This is a genomic window from Shewanella sp. 492 (assembly GCF_059338445.1).
In genome coordinates this window covers 2,000,088-2,022,435 of the sequence record NZ_CM181702.1, presented here as the reverse complement: position 1 = coordinate 2,022,435, position 22,348 = coordinate 2,000,088, and the positions used below count along the sequence as shown (strand labels likewise).

The 22,348-nt window shown below is 44.0% G+C and carries 21 protein-coding genes and 3 tRNA genes; 14 read left to right on the top strand and 10 right to left on the bottom strand.

Annotated features, from left to right (window positions below):
- Window positions 1–215 precede the first annotated feature (215 nt).
- Window positions 216–1,535 carry a tyrosine-type recombinase/integrase gene (locus tag AC5YBX_RS09105; protein ID WP_475516858.1) on the bottom strand — a complete coding sequence of 440 codons (1,320 nt, stop codon included), beginning with the start codon at window positions 1,533–1,535 and terminating at the stop codon, window positions 216–218.
- A 296-nt stretch (window positions 1,536–1,831) separates the two neighbouring features.
- A complete protein-coding gene (locus AC5YBX_RS09100) occupies window positions 1,832–2,335 on the bottom strand; it encodes a hypothetical protein (protein WP_475516857.1) in 504 nt (167 codons plus the stop codon).
- 266 nt (window positions 2,336–2,601) lie between these two features.
- On the opposite strand from AC5YBX_RS09100, the gene ccoN reads away from it, so the two are divergent.
- The 11 genes from ccoN to ttcA all read left to right on the top strand — a co-directional run bounded on the left by ccoN (window position 2,602) and on the right by ttcA (window position 12,535).
- A complete protein-coding gene (gene ccoN / locus AC5YBX_RS09095; protein ID WP_494519106.1) occupies window positions 2,602–4,029 on the top strand; it encodes a cytochrome-c oxidase, cbb3-type subunit I in 1,428 nt (475 codons plus the stop codon).
- 12 nt (window positions 4,030–4,041) lie between these two features.
- Window positions 4,042–4,647 (top strand): cytochrome-c oxidase, cbb3-type subunit II, encoded by a 606-nt coding sequence (gene ccoO, locus AC5YBX_RS09090; RefSeq protein ID WP_475516856.1) that lies wholly within the window; start codon window positions 4,042–4,044, stop codon window positions 4,645–4,647.
- A gap of 15 nt (window positions 4,648–4,662) precedes the next feature.
- On the top strand, window positions 4,663–4,830 hold the full coding sequence (locus AC5YBX_RS09085; RefSeq protein ID WP_475516855.1) for a cbb3-type cytochrome oxidase subunit 3: 168 nt from the start codon (window positions 4,663–4,665) through the stop codon (window positions 4,828–4,830).
- 2 nt (window positions 4,831–4,832) lie between these two features.
- Window positions 4,833–5,801, top strand: coding sequence for a cytochrome-c oxidase, cbb3-type subunit III (ccoP, locus tag AC5YBX_RS09080; protein ID WP_475516980.1), 969 nt, complete (start codon window positions 4,833–4,835; stop codon window positions 5,799–5,801).
- A gap of 109 nt (window positions 5,802–5,910) precedes the next feature.
- Window positions 5,911–6,390 carry a FixH family protein gene (locus tag AC5YBX_RS09075; RefSeq protein ID WP_494519107.1) on the top strand — a complete coding sequence of 160 codons (480 nt, stop codon included), beginning with the start codon at window positions 5,911–5,913 and terminating at the stop codon, window positions 6,388–6,390.
- Window positions 6,391–6,397: 7 nt separating this feature from the next.
- Window positions 6,398–8,797: a heavy metal translocating P-type ATPase gene (locus tag AC5YBX_RS09070; protein ID WP_494519108.1), complete on the top strand. Its 2,400-nt coding sequence runs from the start codon at window positions 6,398–6,400 to the stop codon at window positions 8,795–8,797.
- Window positions 8,794–8,976 carry a cbb3-type cytochrome oxidase assembly protein CcoS gene (gene ccoS / locus AC5YBX_RS09065; protein WP_494519109.1) on the top strand — a complete coding sequence of 61 codons (183 nt, stop codon included), beginning with the start codon at window positions 8,794–8,796 and terminating at the stop codon, window positions 8,974–8,976. Before AC5YBX_RS09070 ends, ccoS begins: the two co-directional genes overlap by 4 nt.
- Complete coding sequence (locus AC5YBX_RS09060; RefSeq protein ID WP_494519110.1) at window positions 8,973–9,665, top strand: sulfite exporter TauE/SafE family protein; 693 nt, start codon at window positions 8,973–8,975, stop codon at window positions 9,663–9,665. Before ccoS ends, AC5YBX_RS09060 begins: the two co-directional genes overlap by 4 nt.
- Before the next feature lie 55 nt (window positions 9,666–9,720).
- Entirely contained in the window at window positions 9,721–10,470 is a 750-nt protein-coding gene (gene etrA / locus AC5YBX_RS09055) for an electron transport transcriptional regulator EtrA (RefSeq protein WP_494519111.1), read from the top strand.
- Window positions 10,471–10,564: 94 nt separating this feature from the next.
- Window positions 10,565–11,497: a universal stress protein UspE gene (gene uspE / locus AC5YBX_RS09050; protein WP_494519112.1), complete on the top strand. Its 933-nt coding sequence runs from the start codon at window positions 10,565–10,567 to the stop codon at window positions 11,495–11,497.
- 84 nt (window positions 11,498–11,581) lie between these two features.
- Complete coding sequence (gene ttcA, locus AC5YBX_RS09045) at window positions 11,582–12,535, top strand: tRNA 2-thiocytidine(32) synthetase TtcA (protein ID WP_494519113.1); 954 nt, start codon at window positions 11,582–11,584, stop codon at window positions 12,533–12,535.
- A 130-nt stretch (window positions 12,536–12,665) separates the two neighbouring features.
- On the opposite strand, the gene AC5YBX_RS09040 is transcribed toward ttcA, so the two are convergent.
- Complete coding sequence (locus AC5YBX_RS09040; RefSeq protein ID WP_494519114.1) at window positions 12,666–13,295, bottom strand: DUF2987 domain-containing protein; 630 nt, start codon at window positions 13,293–13,295, stop codon at window positions 12,666–12,668.
- On the bottom strand, window positions 13,273–14,100 hold the full coding sequence (locus AC5YBX_RS09035; RefSeq protein ID WP_494519115.1) for a glucosaminidase domain-containing protein: 828 nt from the start codon (window positions 14,098–14,100) through the stop codon (window positions 13,273–13,275). The genes AC5YBX_RS09040 and AC5YBX_RS09035 overlap by 23 nt, the downstream gene beginning before the upstream one ends.
- Before the next feature lie 133 nt (window positions 14,101–14,233).
- Here AC5YBX_RS09035 and yvcK point away from each other — a divergent pair, with 133 nt between their 5' ends.
- A complete protein-coding gene (gene yvcK / locus AC5YBX_RS09030; protein WP_494519116.1) occupies window positions 14,234–15,139 on the top strand; it encodes a uridine diphosphate-N-acetylglucosamine-binding protein YvcK in 906 nt (301 codons plus the stop codon).
- A gap of 128 nt (window positions 15,140–15,267) precedes the next feature.
- Here yvcK and AC5YBX_RS09025 read toward each other — a convergent pair whose 3' ends face one another.
- From AC5YBX_RS09025 to AC5YBX_RS09000, 6 genes are all read right to left on the bottom strand, one after another.
- Window positions 15,268–16,461: an amino acid aminotransferase gene (locus tag AC5YBX_RS09025; RefSeq protein WP_494519117.1), complete on the bottom strand. Its 1,194-nt coding sequence runs from the start codon at window positions 16,459–16,461 to the stop codon at window positions 15,268–15,270.
- A gap of 234 nt (window positions 16,462–16,695) precedes the next feature.
- Window positions 16,696–17,771, bottom strand: a protein-coding gene (locus AC5YBX_RS09020) for an IS3 family transposase (protein ID WP_494523787.1) whose coding sequence is annotated in 2 segments (ribosomal slippage) — window positions 16,696–17,519 and window positions 17,519–17,771 — 1,077 coding nt in all. Because the reading frame shifts where the segments join, the coding sequence is not laid out codon by codon here.
- Between the two features lie 177 nt (window positions 17,772–17,948).
- Window positions 17,949–18,034, bottom strand: a tRNA-Leu gene (locus tag AC5YBX_RS09015).
- 39 nt (window positions 18,035–18,073) lie between these two features.
- Window positions 18,074–18,147 (bottom strand) — tRNA-Cys (locus tag AC5YBX_RS09010).
- Between the two features lie 34 nt (window positions 18,148–18,181).
- Window positions 18,182–18,257: transfer RNA gene (locus tag AC5YBX_RS09005), tRNA-Gly, on the bottom strand.
- Window positions 18,258–18,500: 243 nt separating this feature from the next.
- Window positions 18,501–19,937 carry a glyceraldehyde-3-phosphate dehydrogenase gene (locus AC5YBX_RS09000; RefSeq protein WP_494519118.1) on the bottom strand — a complete coding sequence of 479 codons (1,437 nt, stop codon included), beginning with the start codon at window positions 19,935–19,937 and terminating at the stop codon, window positions 18,501–18,503.
- Window positions 19,938–20,140: 203 nt separating this feature from the next.
- On the opposite strand from AC5YBX_RS09000, the gene AC5YBX_RS08995 reads away from it, so the two are divergent.
- Together AC5YBX_RS08995 and gap are read left to right on the top strand one after the other, a co-directional pair.
- Window positions 20,141–20,983 carry a DUF2989 domain-containing protein gene (locus AC5YBX_RS08995; protein ID WP_494519119.1) on the top strand — a complete coding sequence of 281 codons (843 nt, stop codon included), beginning with the start codon at window positions 20,141–20,143 and terminating at the stop codon, window positions 20,981–20,983.
- A 222-nt stretch (window positions 20,984–21,205) separates the two neighbouring features.
- On the top strand, window positions 21,206–22,216 hold the full coding sequence (gene gap / locus AC5YBX_RS08990; RefSeq protein ID WP_494519120.1) for a type I glyceraldehyde-3-phosphate dehydrogenase: 1,011 nt from the start codon (window positions 21,206–21,208) through the stop codon (window positions 22,214–22,216).
- Window positions 22,217–22,348: the final 132 nt, after the last annotated feature.

The window sequence follows — 22,348 nt, the reverse complement described above, 5'->3', positions numbered from 1 at the left end:
TCGTTGTAACCTCTGACTAATAAGGCATACAAGCGTATAATTAGACTGCCCTAGCCCTCAAAAAAGCTCTCGCAATATACTCTAATTACGACTCAGAATATCTGTGCGATATCAACCATGCAGTCAGGTAAAAATGACTTAGAACCATAGATGAAACGGCTGACTGCCTGACTTTGCCGCCTAAACCACCAACACAACTCCCCTTGTCATTTACCTTATTTTATTCCCGATAAGGTATCTATTGGTTTATTCGCCGCACTTTGGTGGCGATCCGATTGACTGGTGTGTAAATATTGCGATGTGGTATCAATACTTTCATGTCCGGCATCGGCTTGTACATGTGATAACGGTCTGCCGTGTAAATTAATATCGTGGGTGATCCCGGTATGACGAATGTTATGTACACTCAATAATCGCATCGCTTTGGCATCTTCTATCATACCGTCAGCTTCGGCGCAGTCGGCACTATACTCGATAATTTTTTGCACTTCTTCCCTCACCTGGCGAATACCAAGATTAGCGTTGATCAGTCCGCTTTCTCTACCTCGGCCAGCAGCGCGATGACGTACAAATAGTGGTGTTTGTTCATTAGAACTTGGTAGATCGCTTAAACCTAAATATTGTCTGTATTCGATTAATGCAGTGAGTATTGCATTGGATAAAGGCACTGAACGCTGCTTGCCGCCTTTGCTTTGCGGGATATTAAAGCGCCAAATACCCGTCTGTTTATTTTGAGTAAATTGCCCCATGATGGGGCTATATCCCGCCCTTGCGCTGACATCTGATACTCGTAAATAGCAAGAGTAGATGAGCTTAATTAAAAATAAACTGCGTTGATGAGTCTCTGGTGAGGTTTGGGCAAGCCCTTCAACACTGCTAATGACATATGACCATTGCAGTTCGGTAAAAGCCAAGCTGTCGATATCGTCTTGATTGACTAAAAATTTATGCTTTTTAGCAAATCGCGAGTGATTCAGCCAAGCCTGCGCTGGATTGCGCTCACAATAATCCTCGGCCATTAAAAAACCATAGTAAGATGACAAAATCGCCATTTTGGTTTTTAAGGCATTGTCACTCAGCTCATAAATCTGCTCGACGCCAAGTTGCTTTTTACCGACAAAGGGTCGCCAAAGCGGATTAGGTAGACGCTGCCCCGTTGCTTTATCAAGTTTAAATTGCGCCACATTATAATAGCCAATAAGCGCTTTAGGGGGCTGCTGGCAATAGGCTACAAACTTGTCGATATCTCGGCGTGAGATCTGCCCGGGTGATTGCTTAACCACATCAAAACACCAATGTAAAAAGCAGCTGAGTTCACTACGGTAACTTTTATAGCTGTTTTCATTGTCGCGCAGAGAAAATAATAGGTCGCAAGAGAGCTCATAAATAAAGCCCGCATCTTCAATGCCATTTATGCTCAATGCAGTGATATGTTGATTGATAATGGGGTTGCCTTGCTCGAGAAAGTCTTTTGACTCAAATAATGGCAATACATTAGGCAATGATGTGATTGATGGAGCGTGATTGTTTGGCATTAGCAAATTACTTGGAGAGTATACCGATTGATACCGCTAATTTTATCATGATTAATGCATTTAATAGCTTAATTTAATTAATCAATTCGAGTATTTAGATTAAACGGAAAACATTGAATCAAAGCTTTACACAGGACAATAAGGTTATCGTGCTTTACTTACCCAATATTAAATCCCAACAGCAAGTTAGTTTAATAAACAGCCTCGATACGCAGCTTAAAACGAACAAGGATGGCCTGATCTTATGTTTCGTCGTTAGCCGTACTCATGATGATGGCCAATCGACAAAAAATGGATTAGCGTGGATTATCGACAGCGTGATTGTCGGCTAAAAAGTCGAACATAACATGCTGTTGTTGCTCAGCGACACTAAAGCTAACAAACATCCGCCAAACCATGTAATTACTGCTACATGAGCCATAGATTAACGTGCCTTTATAGCTGCTTTTGTCGTTTTCAGTTAAATTTAAAGGAATAACCCCCATAAACATATCTCTTCCTTCAACGCGTGCGCTCAATAATTTTACGGGTTTAGAGAAGGTTAATGAAACGGCTAAGGGCTGTTCACTTGGCGTCGAACCTGGTGAAATGCTTAAGCTGACATCAATGTCATTTATTGTTTGTTGACAAGGTTTTTGGGCAAACTGACATAAGGTTTGGTCTACGGTAAATGCAGCTATTTGTCCTGTTTCATCACCCTTTACAACACTATTATTAGGCTCGGAGCATGCACTTAATAAAAGCGTGCTAAGTAGGCTAATGACGGTAATGTTAATGCGAGTTATTTGCTTGTGTAGCACAATTTTTAACCTTTTGAATCATGGTGTTTACATTCTATACGTGGACTTTGATCTGGATCAATGTTGTACTCCGCATAATTCCTATCTTTTTTGATATTGCTCAAGTATCATTGCGATACTTAACATTAATTTACATTAATGCTGAGCAACACGTTGACTCAATCAAGTTTGTTTCGTAGGAAGCAGGCTTTTTAACGTCATTCTCTAACGGGTAAAGTGTCGCTTTACTCTAACAATAAGTACAAGTAATAAGCAGTGGAAGCAATATGATGAATCATTCCCAGCCTCAAGGCGCTGATTACAATTACACTGTTGTCCGCCAATTTGCATTAACCACAGTTTTGTGGGGAATCATTGGTATGTCAATCGGTGTATTGATCGCGGCCCAGTTAATATGGCCACAACTGAACTTTGATACTCCATGGCTAACGTACAGTCGTCTTCGACCTCTGCACACAAACGCTGTGATTTTCGCGTTCGGTACTTCAGCACTTTTTGCAACATCTTACTATATCGTCCAGCGCACCTGTCAAACCCGTCTATTTGCACCTAAGCTAGCTGCATTTACTTTCTGGGGATGGCAAGCAATCCTTTTATCAGCTGTTATTACTCTGCCACTGGGGCTAACCAGTAGCAAAGAGTATGCTGAACTAGAATGGCCTATCGATATCGCTATTGCCGTCGTTTGGGTAACTTATGCGATTGTATTCTTCGGTACCATCATTAAAAGAACAACCTCGCACATTTATGTTGCGAACTGGTTTTTTGGTGCCTTTATCATTACGGTAGCCGTACTGCACATAGTTAACTCTATGGCGATACCTGTGAGCATGTTTAAGTCTTACTCTCTCTACTCTGGCGCAGTTGATGCCATGGTGCAGTGGTGGTACGGACATAACGCGGTAGGTTTCCTACTGACAGCAGGTTTCCTAGGTATGATGTATTACTTCGTGCCTAAGCAAGCAGGTCGCCCTGTTTACTCATACCGTTTATCTATTGTTCACTTTTGGGCTTTGATTGCATTGTACATTTGGGCTGGTCCTCACCACCTACATTACACTGCTTTGCCTGACTGGACTCAATCACTGGGTATGGTCATGTCGCTTATCCTATTCGCGCCTTCTTGGGGTGGTATGATCAACGGTATTATGACGCTATCAGGTGCTTGGCATAAATTAAGAACCGATCCTATTCTACGCTTCCTCGTGGTGTCATTATCTTTCTATGGTATGTCTACCTTCGAAGGCCCAATGATGGCGATTAAGACCGTTAACGCATTGTCTCACTACACTGACTGGACCATTGGTCACGTTCACTCTGGTGCGCTTGGTTGGGTTGCGATGGTGTCGATTGGTTCGTTATATCACTTAATTCCTTCTGTTTATGGCCACGGTCGTATGTACAGCACTCAGTTGATCAACGTGCATTTCTGGTTGGCGACTATCGGTACCGTACTTTATATCGTATCTATGTGGATTTCGGGTGTTATGCAGGGTCTAATGTGGCGCGCAGTTAACTCTGACGGTACCTTGACCTACAGCTTCGTTGAAGGCTTAGAAGCATCGTATCCATTCTACTTTGTTCGTTTCTTAGGTGGCGTGTTCTTTGTCACGGGTATGTTGTTAATGGCATATAACGTGTTCAAGACCGTAAAAGCACCAAAAGAATCTTTGCCAGCACTTGCTGAAGCATAAGGGGTAGATTAGATGAAATTTAATCATGAGATAGTTGAGAAAAACATCGGTCTGCTGGGCATCTTTACCGTTATTGCAATCAGTTTCGGTGGCTTGGTACAGATCACTCCTCTACTTTTTCAAAAAGATACCACTGAACCTGTCGATGGATTACGCCCTTACACAGCCCTAGAGCTTGAAGGCCGTGATATTTATATCCGCGAAGGTTGTGTTGGTTGTCACAGCCAAATGATCCGTCCATTACGTGCAGAAACTGAACGTTATGGTCACTACTCAGTTGCTGGTGAGTCAGTGTGGGAACACCCATTCCTTTGGGGTTCTAAGCGTACTGGTCCTGATCTTGCTCGTGTAGGCGGACGTTACAGTGACAAGTGGCACGAAGTGCACTTAATCGATCCTCGTGCTGTGGTACCTCAGTCAAACATGCCTGGGTTCCCATGGTTAGCAGAAAACGTACTTGACGGTAAGTTAACTGCTCAAAAGATGGAAGTGTTCCGTGGTTTCGGTGTGCCGTACACTCAGGAAGATATCGACAATGCCAAGAAGGCCGTTGAAGGTAAAACTGAGATGCAGGCAATAATTGCATACCTACAGTCGCTAGGTCACGCACTGAAATAAATTGGAGGCATAAATATGGATTACGGCACAATACAAGGGATTATCACCATTGTTGTTATGTTGACGTTTGTCGGTATTTTTGCGTGGGCTTATAGCGGTCGTCGTAAGAATCAATTTGACGAAGCCGCTAACCTTGTTTTCTCGGATGACGAGAAAAACAAGGACTCAGGAGAGCATAAGTGATGATGAGTAGCTTCTGGAGTATTTGGATTACCGTACTCACAATCGTGGTAATCGCAGGATGTTTTATCCTATTAAGACTCGTCTCTAAAAACACTACTGGTGTTGAAGAAGGCAAGTCAATGGGCCATGCCTTTGATGGTATTGAAGAGCTCAATAACCCACTACCTAAGTGGTGGAGTTATATGTTTTATCTCACAATCGTTTTCGGTGTGATTTACCTCGCTCTTTACCCAGGTTTGGGTAACTACAAAGGCTTACTCGGCTGGTCAAGCTCGAACCAAAGCATTGGTACCGAGAATGGTATTAAAGCTGATTCTGCCGCCGCTATTGAACTAGCAGCAAAAGAAGGTCGCTGGGTGCAGTATGACCAAGAAGTGAAGAAAGCCGACGAAAAATTTGGTCCAATCTTCGCGGCTTACCTTGCAACACCGTTAGAAGAATTAGTTAAAGACGAAGAAGCATTGAAAGTCGGTGGTCGTCTCTTCCTACAAAATTGTGCACAGTGTCATGGTAGTGACGCCCGTGGTAGTACTGGCTTCCCTAACCTGACAGACAATGCATGGTTGTACGGTGGTGATTTAGCGACGATTAAAACGACGCTAATGAATGGTCGTCACGGTATGATGCCACCTAAAGGCGGTTTACCTATCGATGATAGCGAACTTGAAGGATTAGCTGAGTATGTGGTTAAGCTTTCTGGTCGTGAACACGACGCCGCACTGGCAGCTCAGGGGCAAGGCTCATTCATGAAAGGCTGTTTTGCCTGTCATGGCATGGACGGTACTGGTAACAAGTTTATGGGTGCCCCTAACCTGACTGACTCTGCTTGGTTATACGGCGGTAGTCGTGGCGTGATCGTTGAAAGCATCAAAAACGGCCGTTCTGGTGTCATGCCAGCATGGAAAGACGTTTTAGGTGAAGAGAAAGTTCACGTGATCACTGCTTACGTTTATAGCTTGTCAAACAAGTAGTTACATATAAGTAACATTAAGGCCTCGAGATGATCGGGGCCTTTTTTTTAGCTGTGCTTTTACTCAATTATCGGTAAAATGAGCCCAACAAATTCAACAGGTAGTTTTCATGAATACACCGCAAGCTTGGTATAAACAATTTTGGCCTTGGTTTCTAATTATTTTGCCCTTGTGCGCCGTCATCGCCAGCATTAATTTACTGATGGTGGCCATCGATACCCAGGACTCGCTCGTGTCTGAGGATTACTATAAAGATGGTAAAGCCATCAATATGGATCTGCGTAAAATTAAGCATGCCAAACAGTTAGGTTTACAGTTTGAGCTGATAGTTAATGATGATGAAGTGCGCATAGTGCAGCACGGTGGTGAAGCATATTTAGCGGCATTAAGCGTATCGTTTTTTCACCCCACCTTAAAGCAGCGTGACTTTAGCCAAATTACCACAGCCGATGGCAATCAGGTTTACCGTATCAAGTTGGCCGAACCTATCTCTGGCGCCTGGGAAGTACGACTCGAAGGATTCGATCAAACTTGGCGTATTCAACAGCGTCTTGATCTTAAAGACGCTGCTCAGTACTGGCTAAATTAGTTTTCACATGAATAACCTTGAGTGTTTTCATTGCAGCGAGCCAGTATTAACTGGCTCGCAGTTTGTCACCGTTATTGATAATACCCCGCAACCCATGTGCTGTCCGGGTTGCCAAGCGGTATCAAAGGCCATTATCGACGCTGGCTTGAGTAATTATTACCGTTACCGTACCGAGCCTGGTAACAAACAGACGGCACTGGTGCCTGAAGCACTCAATGCCAATTCAGCTTTTGACCTTAAAGAGGTCCAGCAAGATTTTGTCCATCAACAGGACAATATTAGTCAAGTTTCATTGACCATCGATGGCATAACCTGCGCTGCGTGTGCCTGGTTGATAGAACATAAGTTAAAGCTGGTCGATGGGATAGTGAACATTGCTGTTAACACCACCACAGAGCGAGCCTTGGTGACTTGGGACCAAAGCCGAATTAAGCTTAGTGAGATCCTCAATTTAATCAGTAATATCGGCTACCAGGCAGCGCCTTATCAAGTCGATGATGAAGAGATCCAGACCAAAAAAAATAGCCGTAAATTTTTATTAAGACTCGGGCTAGCCGGCTTTGCCACCATGCAGGTGATGATGTTCGCCCTCGCCCTCTATTCCGAATACTTTACCGATCTGGATGTTGAATACCGCGACTATTTCCGCTGGGTCAGCATGATGTTTGCCGCACCAGTGGTGTTCTACTCGGCACAGCCTTTCTATTTTAGTGCCATTCGCTCCATGCTTTCGGGGCGGTTAAATATGGACGTGTCGGTGTCGATTGCTATTTGCGGCGCCTATATTGCCAGTTGTATTGCTACCGTCAGCGGCCAAGGAGAGGTCTATTTTGAATCGGTCAGCATGTTCACTTTCTTCTTGCTGTTGGGGCGTTACCTTGAGCAAAACGCGCGTCAAAAAGCGTCCGTCAGCTCCAATAATTTACATAAACTGATCCCCTTAACCGCACATTTAGTTGATGCTGACGGCCAGCACAGTGAAGTTCCTGCGAAACGTTTACGCATTGGCGACATTATTCTCATTAAACCGGGTGAAACCATTAGCGCCGATGGCGATATTATTGAAGGTAGCAGCAGTGTTAACGAAGCAATGTTAACTGGCGAGCAGATGCCGGTGACTAAACGGATGTCGAGCCAAGTATTTGCAGGCACTATCAATGTTGACCACCCAATTAAGGTGCGCGTCACTGCCATCGGACAAGATCAGTTAGTCGCTGAGATCATTCGCCTGCAAGAAGCCGCATCCAACAACAAGCCTGCAGTAGCGTTATACGTTGATACCATCTCTAATTATTTTACTTGGACGATTTTGATTATCGCCTTGTTAACCTACCTAGTGTGGAAGGCCTATTGGCCTGAAGATGCTTTTTGGGTGACCTTATCAGTACTGGTCGCGACCTGCCCCTGCGCACTAGCGCTTGCAACCCCTACCGCCGTCACTTGCGCTACTGGGTTATTTACACGAATGGGTGTCGTAGCGCGTCAATCGGGCGTATTTGAAAAGCTGCCGCTAATTAATCATGTGGTGTTTGATAAAACAGGCACCCTCACCTGTGGCAGCCTGACGGTGGCAAACACTCGGTTACACAGTGATATTAACCAAGCGCAAGCATTGGCCTTAGCGGCGGCATTAGAGTCCACATCACTTCATCCAATCGCGCGTGCCTTTGAACGTTATCGCGCCGATGATATTCGGGTCACTGATAGCCGTAATCATGCGGGTTCAGGTATTGAAGGAATGATAAATCAGCAGCACTATATTATTGGCAGTGCTGATTTTATACACCAGCGTCTTGGTATTGAGTGCCCGCCTAGTGCGCAGCAATGTGTTTACCTTAGCCGCGATAAACAGCTCATTGCCAGCTTCGAATTAATTGATAACATTCGCCCCGATGCCTTAACGACCGTTAACTTGCTACGCGGATCAGGCTGTGAGGTGAGCATTGCCAGTGGCGATAACTCAGCTCATGTTGATGAAGTGGCTCGCGCTATGGGCATAACCAATGTGCATAAAGCACTTAAGCCACAAGACAAGTTACGCCTAATTGAACACTTGCAACAGACACAGCAAGTCGCCATGTTTGGCGATGGTATTAACGATGCACCAGTATTAGCCGGCGCGAATTTGTCTGTGGCTATGGGCAGCGGTGCTGCCATAACCAAAAACAGTGCCGATCTCATTTTACTAGGTGATCAACTGGCCCGCTTTACTGATGCAATGGTGGTTGCCAAGTTAACCGGTAAAATCATTAAGCAAAATCTCTTTTGGGCGTTGGGCTACAACTTATTTATTATTCCGTTAGCGGTCACAGGCCACGTCGTGCCCTACATCGCTGCTATCGGCATGTCAGCCAGTTCACTTATTGTCGTGGCAAACAGCCTTAGACTATTGAAGGTACGAGTATGAGTATTATCTATGTGTTAATCCCCATTGCGATGTTGTTTGTACTCATCGCGGTAGGGATTTTTTTCTGGGCAGTAAAATCTGAGCAGTTTGATGATCTTGACCGCCAAAGCGTATCAATCTTGTTTGATGATGACGTCAAGCCGTCAACGTCAAAAGACGATGAGAGCAAACCGCAGTGATCGACTTTACCGTTACTGGTGCGTTTATTGTGGGCTTGATGGGCGCTGGTCATTGTATCGGTATGTGTGGTGGACTCGTGGGGGCGATATCGCAGCAGATGCCTTCTCAAACGAAAGGCAATGCACTGGCGGCTAAACTGCAATTTATTATCAGCTATAACACCGGACGTATCCTCAGTTATACCCTAGCTGGCGCCTTAATTGGTGGCTCGGCCAGCTTACTCAGTACCCTGTTTAGTTTAGATATCTACTTGCTCACTATGCGTATGTTGGCAGGGGTAATGATGATCGCCACTGGATTATATATCGCCAAAATTTGGTCTGGCATAGTGCAAGTAGAGCGACTCGGAAAACGGGTTTGGCAGGTGTTAGGCCCCATAGCCAATCGCTTACTGCCCATTAAAAGTTTAAAACAAGCTTTTGTGGCTGGCGTAATCTGGGGCTGGTTACCTTGCGGTTTGGTTTACAGCACCTTGACCTGGGCAGTGGCGGCGAATTCGGCGCAACAAGGGGCGCTGATCATGGCGGCGTTTGGACTCGGTACTCTACCAGCACTATTCAGTGCTGGTGTCGCAGCGCAAGTGTTTGCCCAATTCGTGTTACGAAATTCGGTGCGTATGATCAGCGGCCTTCTGTTAGTTGGCTTTGGCATACACACTTTGTATATTGCAATTGCGCAGCTAAACTAGCTCACTCTATTAAATTAGTTTAACATGGGCATAACTGTGAAATTCGAGAGATATTATGACGGATACCATTAAAAATCGTCGTTCAGCAGCTCCTGGCTGCGCTATTCATTGTCATGACTGTAGTATGGGTAGCCTTTGCATACCTTTCACATTAAATAACAATGAATTAGATCAGCTCGACGAGATCATTGAGCGTAAGAAGCCGATTCAAAAAGGTGAGCAGATTTTTAAATCTGGTGACGTACTAAAATCTCTCTATGCCATTCGCTCAGGTACCATTAAAAGCTTTACCATTACCGAGCAAGGCGATGAACAGATCACAGGTTTTCATTTGGCTGGCGATGTGATCGGTTTTGATGGTATTCACTCACAAATTCATCAGAGTTTCGCCCAAGCATTAGAAACCTCAATGGTGTGTGAAATTCCCTATGAAACCCTAGACGATTTATCTGGTACCATGCCTAAATTACGTCAGCAGATCATGCGCTTAATGAGTAACGAGATTCAAAGCGACCAAGAGATGATCTTATTACTGAGTAAGAAAAATGCCGAAGAGCGCCTCGCCGCTTTTATCAGTAATCTCGCTAATCGTTTTGGTAATCGTGGTTTCTCACCTAAAGAATTTCGCTTAACCATGACCCGTGGTGATATCGGCAACTATCTTGGCTTGACGGTCGAAACCATCAGCCGACTACTCGGCCGTTTTCAAAAATCAGAATTGATTGAAGTAAAAGGGAAGTATATTACTATCATCGATTTTGAGTCACTTAATAAACTCGCGGGTAACAATAAAATCGGTCGTTAAACAAGCGAATAAATGGGTAAACTTGATCTAAAACAAGGCAATTTACCCGTTATCGACCATTATTAAATTACAACGTCAGATAAAGGAATAATCTATGAAGGACTATCATAAAATCCTTGTTGTAGTGGACCCTACAAGCGATGAGCAACCGGCACTTGCAAGAGCTGTTGAGCTTGCCGTTAAAAACCATGCCGAAATTACGGTATTCTTGTCTATATTCGATTTTTCCTACGAAATGACCTCCATACTATCGGGCCAAGAACGCGAAGCCATGCGTCAAGGCGTGATAGCGCAGCGTCAAGCATGGTTAGCCGATATTTTGTTGCAATACAAAGATAGCGGTATCGATATTCAAAGTGAAGTCGTGTGGCATAATCGCCCGTTTGAAAGCATTATTCTACATGCGATCGAAGGCGAATTTGACCTCATTGTTAAAGGTACCCATCAGCACGATAAGCTTAAATCGGTGATTTTCACCCCTACCGACTGGCACCTAATGCGTAAAGCGCCTGTGCCGGTACTGCTGGTTAAAGAACATGACTGGCCAGTAGCAGGAAAAATACTGTGTGCCATCAACGTGGCATCAGAAGATGACGATCATCAAACCCTTAATGGCAAGATAATCGAACACGGCCAAGACTTAGCCAAGAAGTTTGATGCTAAAGTGCATCTCGTTAATGGTTATCCAGGCACACCGGTAAACTTAGCGATTGAACTGCCCGACTTTGATGCACATACCTATAGCGAAACCATTCGCATGCAGCATGAACAACGAGTTTGGCATTTGGCCAATCAATATGGCATCTCAACGGATTTTTGTCATATTAAAGAAGGGTTACCTGAAGATGTTATCCCTGAACTGGCTGAACAACTCGATGCAGAACTGGTGATCCTTGGCACCGTTGGTCGTACCGGATTTTCGGCAGCATTAATTGGTAATACCGCGGAGCATGTTATCGATAGCATTAATTGTGATTTATTGGCAGTTAAACCTGATGGTTATAAGTCACCGCTCGAAGATGAGTAACAGCTAACGCACCGCTTCTTTAGACCATTGATTTAAGCTATACTACGCGCCCAGAATTTGATGATACTAGGCGCGTTTTTTATTATGTCTGATGATACTCTCTTAAAAAAACAGACCACACGGTTAAATAAGCTACAGAAGCGTCTTAGACGTGAAGTGGGTAGCGCTATCGCTGATTACAATATGATTGAAGACGGTGATACTGTCATGTGCTGCCTTTCGGGTGGCAAAGATAGTTACGCAATGCTCGACATTTTACTTAATTTACAGCAGCGTGCGCCGATCTCTTTTAAACTGGTTGCAGTCAATCTTGATCAAAAGCAACCGGGTTTCCCTGAAGATATTTTGCCAGCGTATCTTGATACGTTAAATGTACCGTATCATATTCTTGAAAAAGACACCTACTCTATCGTTAAAGATAAGATCCCTGAAGGTAAAACCACTTGCTCTTTGTGCAGTCGTTTACGCCGAGGCACCTTATACGGTTTTGCGCAGCAGATAGGTGCCAACAAAATTGCGCTTGGCCACCACCGCGACGACATTATCGAAACCCTGTTTTTAAACATGTTTTATGCGGGCAAACTAAAAGCCATGCCACCTAAATTACTCTCAGATGATGGCGCTAACGTGGTTATTCGTCCCTTGGCGTACAGCCGAGAGAAAGACATTGCCGAGTACGCCGCCTTAAAAGATTTTCCAATCATCCCTTGTAACCTGTGTGGTTCACAAGAAAATCTTAAACGCGCAGCCGTAAAAGAGATGCTTAGCACCTGGGACAAACAGTTTCCTGGCCGTATCGAAACGATTTTTACCGCTATGCAAAATACTAGCCCATCGCAAGGGGTAGACAGAGCGCAATTTGACTTTACTTCGCTTACGCGCGATCCAGACGCCCCGATGAAAGGTGATGTGGCCGAATCAGATCTGCCCGCCTTTGATTTTCTCGATATTGCCAATAACGGTCATATCGACTTAGATGCGGCTAAGCGCAATACCGATGCCTTAAAAATTGAGGTTGTCAGTACCTATACGCCTTAGCATTTAATGCCCAGAGCGCGACATAAAAAAACCTCCGATGGAGGTTTTTTTATGTCTGTGATTTTTATCCGTTATCGACGATTAACCCTCTATAAAACAACCTGTAAAGGGCTGAGTAACAAGCTATCTGTTATTTATCGCTAGCATTGACCCAAGGGCTGACGACATCAGGGCGGCGATCAAAGCTAATGCTATCTAGCTGATTGATACGTTCACGAGACAATCGGAAAATACCTTCGAAGCCAATGGTTTCGCCATCAATCTTTACTGTTGCGGCTTGGTCAAATTCAAAGTTAAGGCCACGAATATCATCAGTAAAATAACGCATAGGGAAGCCCTGCATGGTATGCAGTAGATCATCCATTTGTGCTTGCAACATGACTAAGTCAGCTTGTTGATATTGCGGCTGTGTTTGCTTGGCGCGTATTTGCATCGCAATGCCACATTGGCTGGCGTCATTTTCCATCTCTAAATGCACTAATGCCCTGTCCGATTTAAGCCTGCCATCATAGGGAATAAAAATGCGCTGCGAGTCAGTAATGGTTAATGGGAACTGCTCTTTTTCGGTCGCAATATAGCCACTTATTACCACGCAGCCTTGCGCTTTGGGTACTGAAAAAGTTAACTCAATCAACGGATAATGGCCTTTACTCACCTGTTTAAGACGTTGATAAAAACCTTGGTATTCCAGCGATATCGGCGTTGCTTGAGCAGTAATACTGCCAAGCAGTAGGCAACTAAACAGCAGAGCCTTGTTCATAGTTTTCCACCAAAAATTGATTATTGTGACGTAACATATCGAGCAATTCTTCGATATAAGCTTCTTGTCGTTCAGAATAATTGAGCAAACCATAGACTAATTTGTCAGCTCTAACGTGCTCCCCTTGAGCGCGTAGATCGGCACGAATAGATCGCAATAGCGAATAGGCGGCGTTCGAATTTAAATTACGCATGTAAGAGCCCACAGAATCATCGACACTGTTAAACACGGCGACTTCATGGCTCATCCCTTCACTGCGTGATTGTGGTACAAGACCACAGCCTTTTCTAAAGCACCATTGACCAAAAAAGTTAAGTCCCTCTTTAGCAAAGCGGCTACTGCCCCAACCCGTTTCATTGGCAGCCTGAATTAATACTAAGTCTTCTGGGATAATATCGACACGTCTAAGTAACTGATTAAGATTCTCAACGGTCACGCTGCGCATGCTGTATTGGTATTTACTGGCTAATTGCTGAATACGAAACTGCTCCGCTTCAGAAAGCACTTCTTCGTCTGCGAGATGTTGTTGCGCTGCAAGCAGAAACTTGCGCTCTTCTGCAATAATATTATTGTGATGCTGCACTGCAGGGCGTAAGAAATCAAAGAAAGCTTTTTTCTTTTCTGCCACATCGGCAATCGCTTCGAAATTTGGGATTTGGCTGTATTGACGCTTATTTTTTAATAACTGGCCTTGGCTGCTCTCTTCGCTGGGCTGCTGGTCAACCAGCAAGAGCTTCACCGCCAATAGGGCTGCCACCACAATGGCCAACGATAAGATAACTTTATTTATACTACCTGTTTTCAAATTGCTAACTCTTTTAAGGGTTTAGGAGGAGATTATATGCGATTTGTGCCGCAAAACAAAACCGCTATGCCTCAAGGCATTATTCGCTATAATATCTCGCGATATATTGGGGATTCAGGAAGGAAAAACCCGCATGCACAACTCTGCACTTAATCAATTTACAAATGTGGTTGCCATTGGTGGCGGTCATGGGCTGGGACGAGTGCTTTCTGCATTATCATTTTTAGGCCCGAGGCTGACAGGCATTGTGGCCACCACTGATAATGGTGGCTCAACGGGGCGATTAAGACAGCAGCAAGATTGCATTGCATGGGGAGATTTACGCAATTGTTTATCACAACTTGCATCGCGGCCATCTGTAGGCTCACTATTATTTGAATACCGCTTTAGTGGCCAGCATGAGTTAAATAATCATAACCTCGGCAACCTTATTTTATTGGCGCTCGATGAACTTTGTGTCCGCCCTCTTGATGCCGTTAACTTGATCCGTAAGCTGCTCAATATCGAAACCCAAGTGATCCCAATGTCGGAGCAGCCAACCCATTTAGTCGCCATACAATCTTGTGGTACTAAGATTTTAGGCGAGGTGGAAGTGGATGGTATGACAGAATCGCCTATCGCTTTATCACTTGAGCCAATGGTTGAGGCAACAGCCGAAGCCTGCAATGCGATAAAAGCCGCCGATTTGATTATTTTAGGCCCTGGTAGTTTTCTCACCAGTATCATGCCGCCCTTATTATTGCCTATCTTAAGCGAAGCTTTGGCGAGCAGTAACGGCAAGGTTATTTTTATCGATAACTTAACTGCCGAGCCGTCATCGGCAGTGGATTTTAGTCTCGAAAAACGCTTACATTGGTGCGAGCAAGTGCTGGGGAATAAAGTGATTAACCACGTATTAAGCCATGGTGAGCAGTGCCACACTGAAGGTAATATCACCTACTTTCCGCTGCGCAGTAAACATCATGTAGGCCTACATGATCGCAGCGCTTTAGCTGAAGCTATCTCCTTTATCACTCAGCTGCCTACGCTCGAATCTTAATGGCTTAACCACCACTCACATCGCTTAAACACGATACAAAGCGAAAGCACTAAAAAAACGGTTAGCGCGTAAGGCGATAACCGTTTTATGAAGAACACATGTGATCAGTACATTAGCGTCGTTGTAATTTACACCACTTGCGCGATAGCCTTGCAGATTGCTGGCATATTGTCACGGGTCATCCCCGCCACACTGATACGGCCAGATCCGACAATATAAATACCAAACTCGTCACGTAGACGTTCGACTTGGGCTTTGTTCAGCCCAGAGAAGCTAAACATGCCATTTTGCGTCGAAATAAAGCTAAAATCTTGGCTAACACCAGCGCTTTTAAGAGTATCAACAAACAGAACCCGCATCTGAGCAATACGTTCACGCATCTGTTGTAGCTCTACTTCCCACATAGCTCTTAATTCATTGTCACCCAAAATGGTGGCTACGATCAGCGCGCCATGAGCCGGAGGATTAGAATAGTTACCTCGAATAGTGCTCTTCACCTGGCTAAATGCAGTTTTAGCTGTGTCTTGATCTTTCGCCACCAAAGTAACAGCGCCAATACGTTCGTTATAGAGGCCGAAGTTTTTAGAAAATGAGTTAGCCACGATCAGTTCAGGAACGATATCGGCAACCAAACGTAACCCTTGGGCATCTTCTTCAACACCGTCACCAAAGCCTTGGTAGGCAAAATCGAATAAGGGCACTAATTCTTTTTGTAAACATAACTCAGCAACGGCTTGCCATTGGTTCTGATTAAGATCGATACCCGTTGGGTTATGACAACAGCCATGCAACAGCACTAAGTCCCCAGCTTTGGCGGTGGCTAAATCAGCCAGCATTGCGTCAAAATCCATGCTATGAGTTGGCGCATCATAATAACGATACTGTTTTACTTGCAGCTGGGCAGACTGAAAAATATTGTTGTGGTTGGCCCAGGTTGGGTTACTCACCCAAATGGTATTAGAGTCAGTATTGCGTGCCACAAATTCAGCAGCCACTCGCAGAGAACCTGTACCGCCTGGCGCCTGAGCGGTCACGGTACGTTGTTGTTGCAATACTTGATGTTGCTCACCAAAAAGCAATGTTTGTACCGCGCTGTTATAAGCCTGTACGCCATCGATACCGAGATAACTTTTACTTGTTTCATTATCAAGCAGTTTTTGCTCTGCTAATTTAACCGACTTAAGAATAGGAGTTTGACCTGACTCATCCTTATAGATCCCTACTCCCAAATTAACTTTATCTGAACGTGGGTCGGCTTTAAAAGCATCGGTAAGGCCAAGAATGGGATCGGCTGGAGCCAGTTCTACCTGGTTAAATATCATGACAGCATTCCTAAAAATTAGAGTAAATGTAGGGAGTTCGCCGCCATTTATACCATTGTCGACGACGGCTTCATAGCGGATTTTCATCAGCATCCGTTTTTTTGCGTTGCGATAGGGTTTATCTCATTTTTCTGCTTAATAACTATCGATATTGCAATATATGGGTAAGATTTTCACGTTCGGTTAATTGCGTAGGGTAATCCTCCCATTTTTAACTGCAATTAAAAATAGAAGTTAGGCAGCCATCAGTGGTGGCCTGCCGTTATTAGCTTTATGTGGTCTTTCATGATTGTAAAACCATAACCACTTAGTTGCATAGTCCTGCACCTCTTTAATTGATTCGAACAGGTACTTGCTGAGCCAACTGTACCGAATTGTTTTGTTATGCCGTTCGATATAAGCGTTTTGTTGTGGATTACCTGGTTGAATATATTCAATTCGAATATTCTGGCATTTAGCCCACGTTGTAAACTCAGTACTGATAAACTCAGGGCCGTTGTCACAGCGAATAACTGTTGGCTTAGCTCGATACTCAAATACCTGCTCTAGCGCTCTAATAACCCTTACTGCAGGAAGTGAAAATCCTGGTTCAATCACTAAAGCTTCACGCCGATAATCATCTATGACATTAAATAATCGGTAATTTCGACCATCTGATAACTGGTCATGCATAAAGTCGACAGACCATACTTGGTTAGGCTTTATCGGCTCTTTTAGTGGTTCCGGTGCATTTCGTTTGAGTCGACGTCTTGGACGAATACGCAGGTTCAGCGCTAGCTCACAGTAAATTCGGTACACTCGCTTATGATTCCATGGCTTGCCTTTTACATTACGTAAATAATCGAAGCACAGACCGAAGCCCCAATCATTTTCATCTTCGGTCAGCTTAATTAGCCAATTTGAAATCTGTGTATTTTCCGCCGATAATTTTGCTTGATAACGAAAGCATGTCTCACTGATAAAGAAAGCCGAGCAGGCCTTACTAATACTGATGTTGTGGTTAGCCACCGCAAACTGAGCGAGTTCTCTTCGCTCACAGGGCTTTACCACTTTTTTGCCATAGCTTCCTGAATGATTTCAGCTTTAAGACGCTCTTCTGCGTACATTTTTTTGAGTCGCCTATTTTCATCTTCTAGCTCTTTCATCCGAGCCATGAGTGATGCATCCATTCCCCCATATTTAGCACGCCATTTATAAAACGTTGCACTGCTCATACCGTGCTCTCGGCAAAGCTCAGGTGCGGGCGTACCAGCTTCAGCTTGCTTCAAAATCGTCATAATTTGACTATCCGTGTACCGCGACTTTTTCATATAGAACCTCCTGCGTTTAACTTACGAGAAAACTCTACTTTTAACAGCTGTTATTTTTCGGGGGGATTACCGTAGCGATGACACTCTATCACGGTTTTATATCGCGTTTAATGGCTAAGCAGATTGACGAAAACAAAAAGGCCTCAACTTAGTTGAGGCCTTTTTGTCATCTTAAGATGGTACCCGTGGCCAGACTTGAACTGGCACGCTTATTCAGCGAGGGATTTTAAATCCCTTGTGTCTACCGATTCCACCACACGGGCAATGTGTGCGTTTTATCGCTGTTGCGCTAAAACTTAAAGTGGAGGCGCGACCCGGAGTCGAACCGAGATCGACGGATTTGCAATCCGCAGCATAGCCATTCTGCCATCGCGCCTTATATTGAAGGCGTTAAGGCCAACCCTAAAGATTGGAGCGACATATCGGGTTCGAACCGATGACCTATACCTTGGCAAGGTATCGCTCTACCAACTGAGCTAATGTCGCAAGTCTTAATGCTTTCAATCTCAATCAAGTTCTACTTAAGAAGCTTTCCCCTGACTGCGGAATGGCATTCTACCGATTTACGCTCAAGAGTCAACGCTAAATTATGTAATAATCGAGATTAATTAACTGGTTGCTGCAATATTGCTCGTTGTGACTTTTTGTTAACCAATTTAGGTGATAAGCGAATAAAAAAACGCCTGAATCACTGACTCAGGCGTTTATAATCATGCATAATCGGATACGTTACAGGTTAGGCAATGACTGATATTGTAAGCCCAACATCTTTTGCATCACGCCAACAACTTGGCAGCTGTAGCCAAATTCATTGTCATACCAGACATATAAGATAGTACGATTGCCTTCGGCAATGGTGGCCTGTGAATCAACTACGCCCGCGTAACGTGAACCAACTAAGTCTGACGATACAATCTCAGTTGACTCGGTAAAATCAACTTGGTTTTGCAATTCAGATGACAAGGCCACTTTACGTAGATATTCGTTCATATCTTCTTTATTGGTTTCGCCATTGAGGTTTAGGCTGATAATCGCCATCGAGACATTGGGCGTAGGCACGCGAATGGCGTTACCTGTTAACTTACCTGCCAAAATCGGTAGCGCTTTAGCAACTGCTTTCGCAGCACCAGTTTCGGTGATCACCATATTTAATGGTGCGCTGCGGCCACGACGGTCTGCTTTATGATAGTTATCAATTAAATTTTGGTCGTTGGTATAAGAGTGGATCGTTTCAACGTGACCATTAACAATGCCGTACTTGTCATTGACCGCTTTGAGTACTGGTGTTATCGCATTTGTCGTGCAGCTTGCCGCCGATACGATAGTGTCCTCATCTAAGATATCATTCTCATTCACGCCATAAACGATATTCTTAATCGCGCCCTTCGCAGGAGCTGTCAGCAATACTTTTGCCGCGCCTTTCGACTTAAGATGAAGACCTAAACCGTCTTCATCTTTCCAAATACCGGTGTTGTCGACAACTAAGGCATTATTGATGCCATATTGGGTGTAATCAATTTCATCTGGCGAGTTGGCGTAAATAACCTGAATATAAGTGCCGTTAGCAATAATAGCATTGTTGTCTTCATCAACTTCTACTGAACCATTAAATGGTCCATGTACTGAGTCACGACGTAACAAGCTGGCACGTTTTTCTAAATCGCCTTTACGGCCACCACGAAGTACGATAGCACGCAAACATAATTTGTTGCTCACGCCCGTTCTTTCAATCAATAGGCGTGCTAATAAACGTCCGATACGACCAAAACCATACAGCACAACATCACGTGCTTGTTGATCATCTTCGTGATCGATAGCGCTTGCCAGTTCTTGGCTCATATAGGCTTCTATCTGACTTGCATCCTGATGCTCACGCCAGTAGTTGACCGCTAATTTTCCGATATCAACTTTGCATTGCTTTACTGCAAGCTTGCTGAGTGCTTCTACAAATGGGAAGCTTTCACGCAATCTGAGTTTTTCGCCAACATGACGGCGTACTAAACGATGGGATTTAATGATTTCAATAGTCGAAGCATTAAGAAGGGGTTTACCGTATAGCACGACTTCTACACCTTGATTACGGTACAGCTTACCCAACAGAGGCTGCATCGCTTCTGCCATTTCAAAACGTTCTTGCCAACTTTGTAGGTGTTTATCAGCGGTCATTTACAGATCCTTTATCTCACTTTAACTACTTTATTTGTAGAAATATTTGAGTAACAAAGAGAAAAGCCCAATAATCTACTCTTATCGGTACCAAATCCCCTTATTGGTCGGCGCTATTGTAATGAAAACAAGGCTGACGATCTAGTAAGATATTTCCCGTAAATATGTAATAATATTAGATAAAATCACCAGAGGAACTCAGCTTGCGCATAAAGTTTGTAATCATTACACCATTATTGTCGGTTTTAAGCGTTTTCACCCTTTTTGGCTGTGATAATGGCGTTAATACCAGCACCATTTGTAAAAATAATCCTGAACTTTGTGACGATTTACATCGTGACAGTTGGTGTAAATATGAAAAAGCAGACCTGATTAAACAGCGCTATGTGCTAAAAAACAGCCCATCGCCCTCTGGCGAGCAAGTTTACCAACAGCTGATCAACCTAGAAAACTACAATAAATGTATCGAACTGGCTGCAGGTGTTGAGCATATTTTGCACCCAGAGCGCACTAACGATCGCGCTAAAGCTTTTGGTGTCAGCGCACAAAACCTCTCGCAACTGCAAGCTACCACAAAAAATAATCCAGATATCTATCTGTCATTTTATCACTGGACGCGTTTAAGCGATGCTAAGGCGCAAGCACGAGTGATTAAGGCTGAGCGTGCGGGTAAGATAAATGATCCGTTAATATTGGCGCAGTTGGCTGCCTACTATCAAAAATCAGATGTGAATAAGGCAATGGCGCTATATTTTGATTTGTTAGCGTCCACCAGCCCTGAGCAGTTTAATCCCGACTGGTTATTGGGACTCGCCAGCATTTACCAGCAACAAGGCGATTTAGAGAAAACCTACCTGTTTTCTAAAGCTAACATCTTAATGACCAATAATAAGGCTTCAGCGCAAAAAATGAGTGCCTTAGTCAACGGTAATGCTAAGGTTGAGGCACTCTTAACCGAGCAAGCACAAGCCTTGGTTGTGCATCTCAATCAGGGCGACTACGCTTCTAGTGATATTCGACAGCAATTACACCCAAGTGGGCAGTAAATGCTGTTAAGGTAACTTCCGAGACATGGCGCGTTATCCGAGCTAAAAGTATTTTTTTTACAGAAAAGAACCTCTCTTTTGTAAAAAACCTGATCTTTGTAAAGGAAACAGCAAAATTGTTACGCTATTTGACCGATAATTGCTGATATTGCTTGACGATAGCTGTCATTTTGGTAATTTTACTACCAGATTACTTTTATACATTTACTTGAGGGATATGAGATGACTATCCGCGTTGCAATTAACGGCTATGGCCGTATCGGTAGAAACATACTTCGTGCGCTTTATGAAAGCGACAAAAACTATCCAATCCAGATCGTTGCCATCAATGATTTAGGCGATGCTTCTATTAATGCTCATCTCACCAAGTACGACTCTGTACATGGTCGCTTTAATGCCAAGGTTGAGCATGATGACGAAGCTATCTATGTAAACCAAGATAAAATCTTGACCTTCTCTGAGCGCGACCCAGGCAAACTACCTTGGGCAGAGTTAAATATCGATGTGGTATTTGAATGTACAGGTATCTTTACTTCCAAAGAAGCGGTACAACCACACCTAACGGCAGGCGCCAAGAAAGTGATTATTTCAGCTCCTGGGAAGAATGTTGACGCGACTGTCGTCTATGGTGTTAACAATAATGAAATCACCGCAGATATGACGGTCATTTCTAATGCTTCTTGCACCACAAACTGCCTAGCGCCTTTTGCTAAGCCATTAAACGATGAGATTGGTATCGAGTCGGGTTTGATGACCACTATCCATGCTTATACCAACGATCAACGTTTATCGGATGTGTATCACACAGACTTACGTCGTGCTCGTGCTGCGGCTATGTCGATGATCCCAACTAAAACGGGTGCAGCGGCGGCTGTTGGCCTTGTGGTACCTGAGTTAGCAGGCAAATTTGACGGACTCGCCGTGCGCGTGCCTACGGTTAACGTATCATTAGTTGATCTGTCTTTTATCGCAGCACGTGATACCTCGGTTGAAGAGATCAATGCCATCATTGAAAAAGCGGCAAGTGTTGCGCCAATGAGTGAAGTCTTAGCGGTAAATCATGAACCTTTGGTTTCTATCGATTTTAACCACAATCCTTACTCATCAAACTTTGATGCAACTCAGACTCGCGTTAATGGTCGTCTAGTGAAAGTCATGGCTTGGTACGACAACGAGTGGGGCTTTAGCAACCGTATGCTAGATAACGCCGTTGCCTTAATGAATGCTAAGTGATAATTAAGTCTCACTAACCGATAATTATTACCTAAGTCAATGATCAGCAAAAGGAGCCTAATGGCTCCTTTTTCATTTTCTCTTATTCATTTAATACACTTTTACTTCTGGGAATAGTGTCAATTAGGAGAA

What these genes read in the sequence shown, in the direction of transcription:
- ccoO (WP_475516856.1), top strand. Translation starts at nt 4,042, where the DNA reads ATGAAATTTAATCATGAGATAGTTGAGAAAAACATCGGTCTGCTGGGC.
- AC5YBX_RS09075 (WP_494519107.1), top strand. Translation starts at nt 5,911, where the DNA reads ATGAATACACCGCAAGCTTGGTATAAACAATTTTGGCCTTGGTTTCTA.
- yvcK (WP_494519116.1), top strand. Translation starts at nt 14,234, where the DNA reads ATGCACAACTCTGCACTTAATCAATTTACAAATGTGGTTGCCATTGGT.
- gap (WP_494519120.1), top strand. Translation starts at nt 21,206, where the DNA reads ATGACTATCCGCGTTGCAATTAACGGCTATGGCCGTATCGGTAGAAAC.
- AC5YBX_RS09105 (WP_475516858.1), bottom strand. Translation starts at nt 1,535, where the DNA reads ATGCCAAACAATCACGCTCCATCAATCACATCATTGCCTAATGTATTG.
- ccoN (WP_494519106.1), top strand. Translation starts at nt 2,602, where the DNA reads ATGATGAATCATTCCCAGCCTCAAGGCGCTGATTACAATTACACTGTT.
- uspE (WP_494519112.1), top strand. Translation starts at nt 10,565, where the DNA reads ATGAAGGACTATCATAAAATCCTTGTTGTAGTGGACCCTACAAGCGAT.
- ccoS (WP_494519109.1), top strand. Translation starts at nt 8,794, where the DNA reads ATGAGTATTATCTATGTGTTAATCCCCATTGCGATGTTGTTTGTACTC.
- AC5YBX_RS09085 (WP_475516855.1), top strand. Translation starts at nt 4,663, where the DNA reads ATGGATTACGGCACAATACAAGGGATTATCACCATTGTTGTTATGTTG.
- AC5YBX_RS09000 (WP_494519118.1), bottom strand. Translation starts at nt 19,937, where the DNA reads ATGACCGCTGATAAACACCTACAAAGTTGGCAAGAACGTTTTGAAATG.
- AC5YBX_RS09070 (WP_494519108.1), top strand. Translation starts at nt 6,398, where the DNA reads ATGAATAACCTTGAGTGTTTTCATTGCAGCGAGCCAGTATTAACTGGC.
- AC5YBX_RS09025 (WP_494519117.1), bottom strand. Translation starts at nt 16,461, where the DNA reads ATGATATTTAACCAGGTAGAACTGGCTCCAGCCGATCCCATTCTTGGC.
- AC5YBX_RS09040 (WP_494519114.1), bottom strand. Translation starts at nt 13,295, where the DNA reads ATGAACAAGGCTCTGCTGTTTAGTTGCCTACTGCTTGGCAGTATTACT.
- etrA (WP_494519111.1), top strand. Translation starts at nt 9,721, where the DNA reads ATGACGGATACCATTAAAAATCGTCGTTCAGCAGCTCCTGGCTGCGCT.
- ttcA (WP_494519113.1), top strand. Translation starts at nt 11,582, where the DNA reads ATGTCTGATGATACTCTCTTAAAAAAACAGACCACACGGTTAAATAAG.
- ccoP (WP_475516980.1), top strand. Translation starts at nt 4,833, where the DNA reads ATGAGTAGCTTCTGGAGTATTTGGATTACCGTACTCACAATCGTGGTA.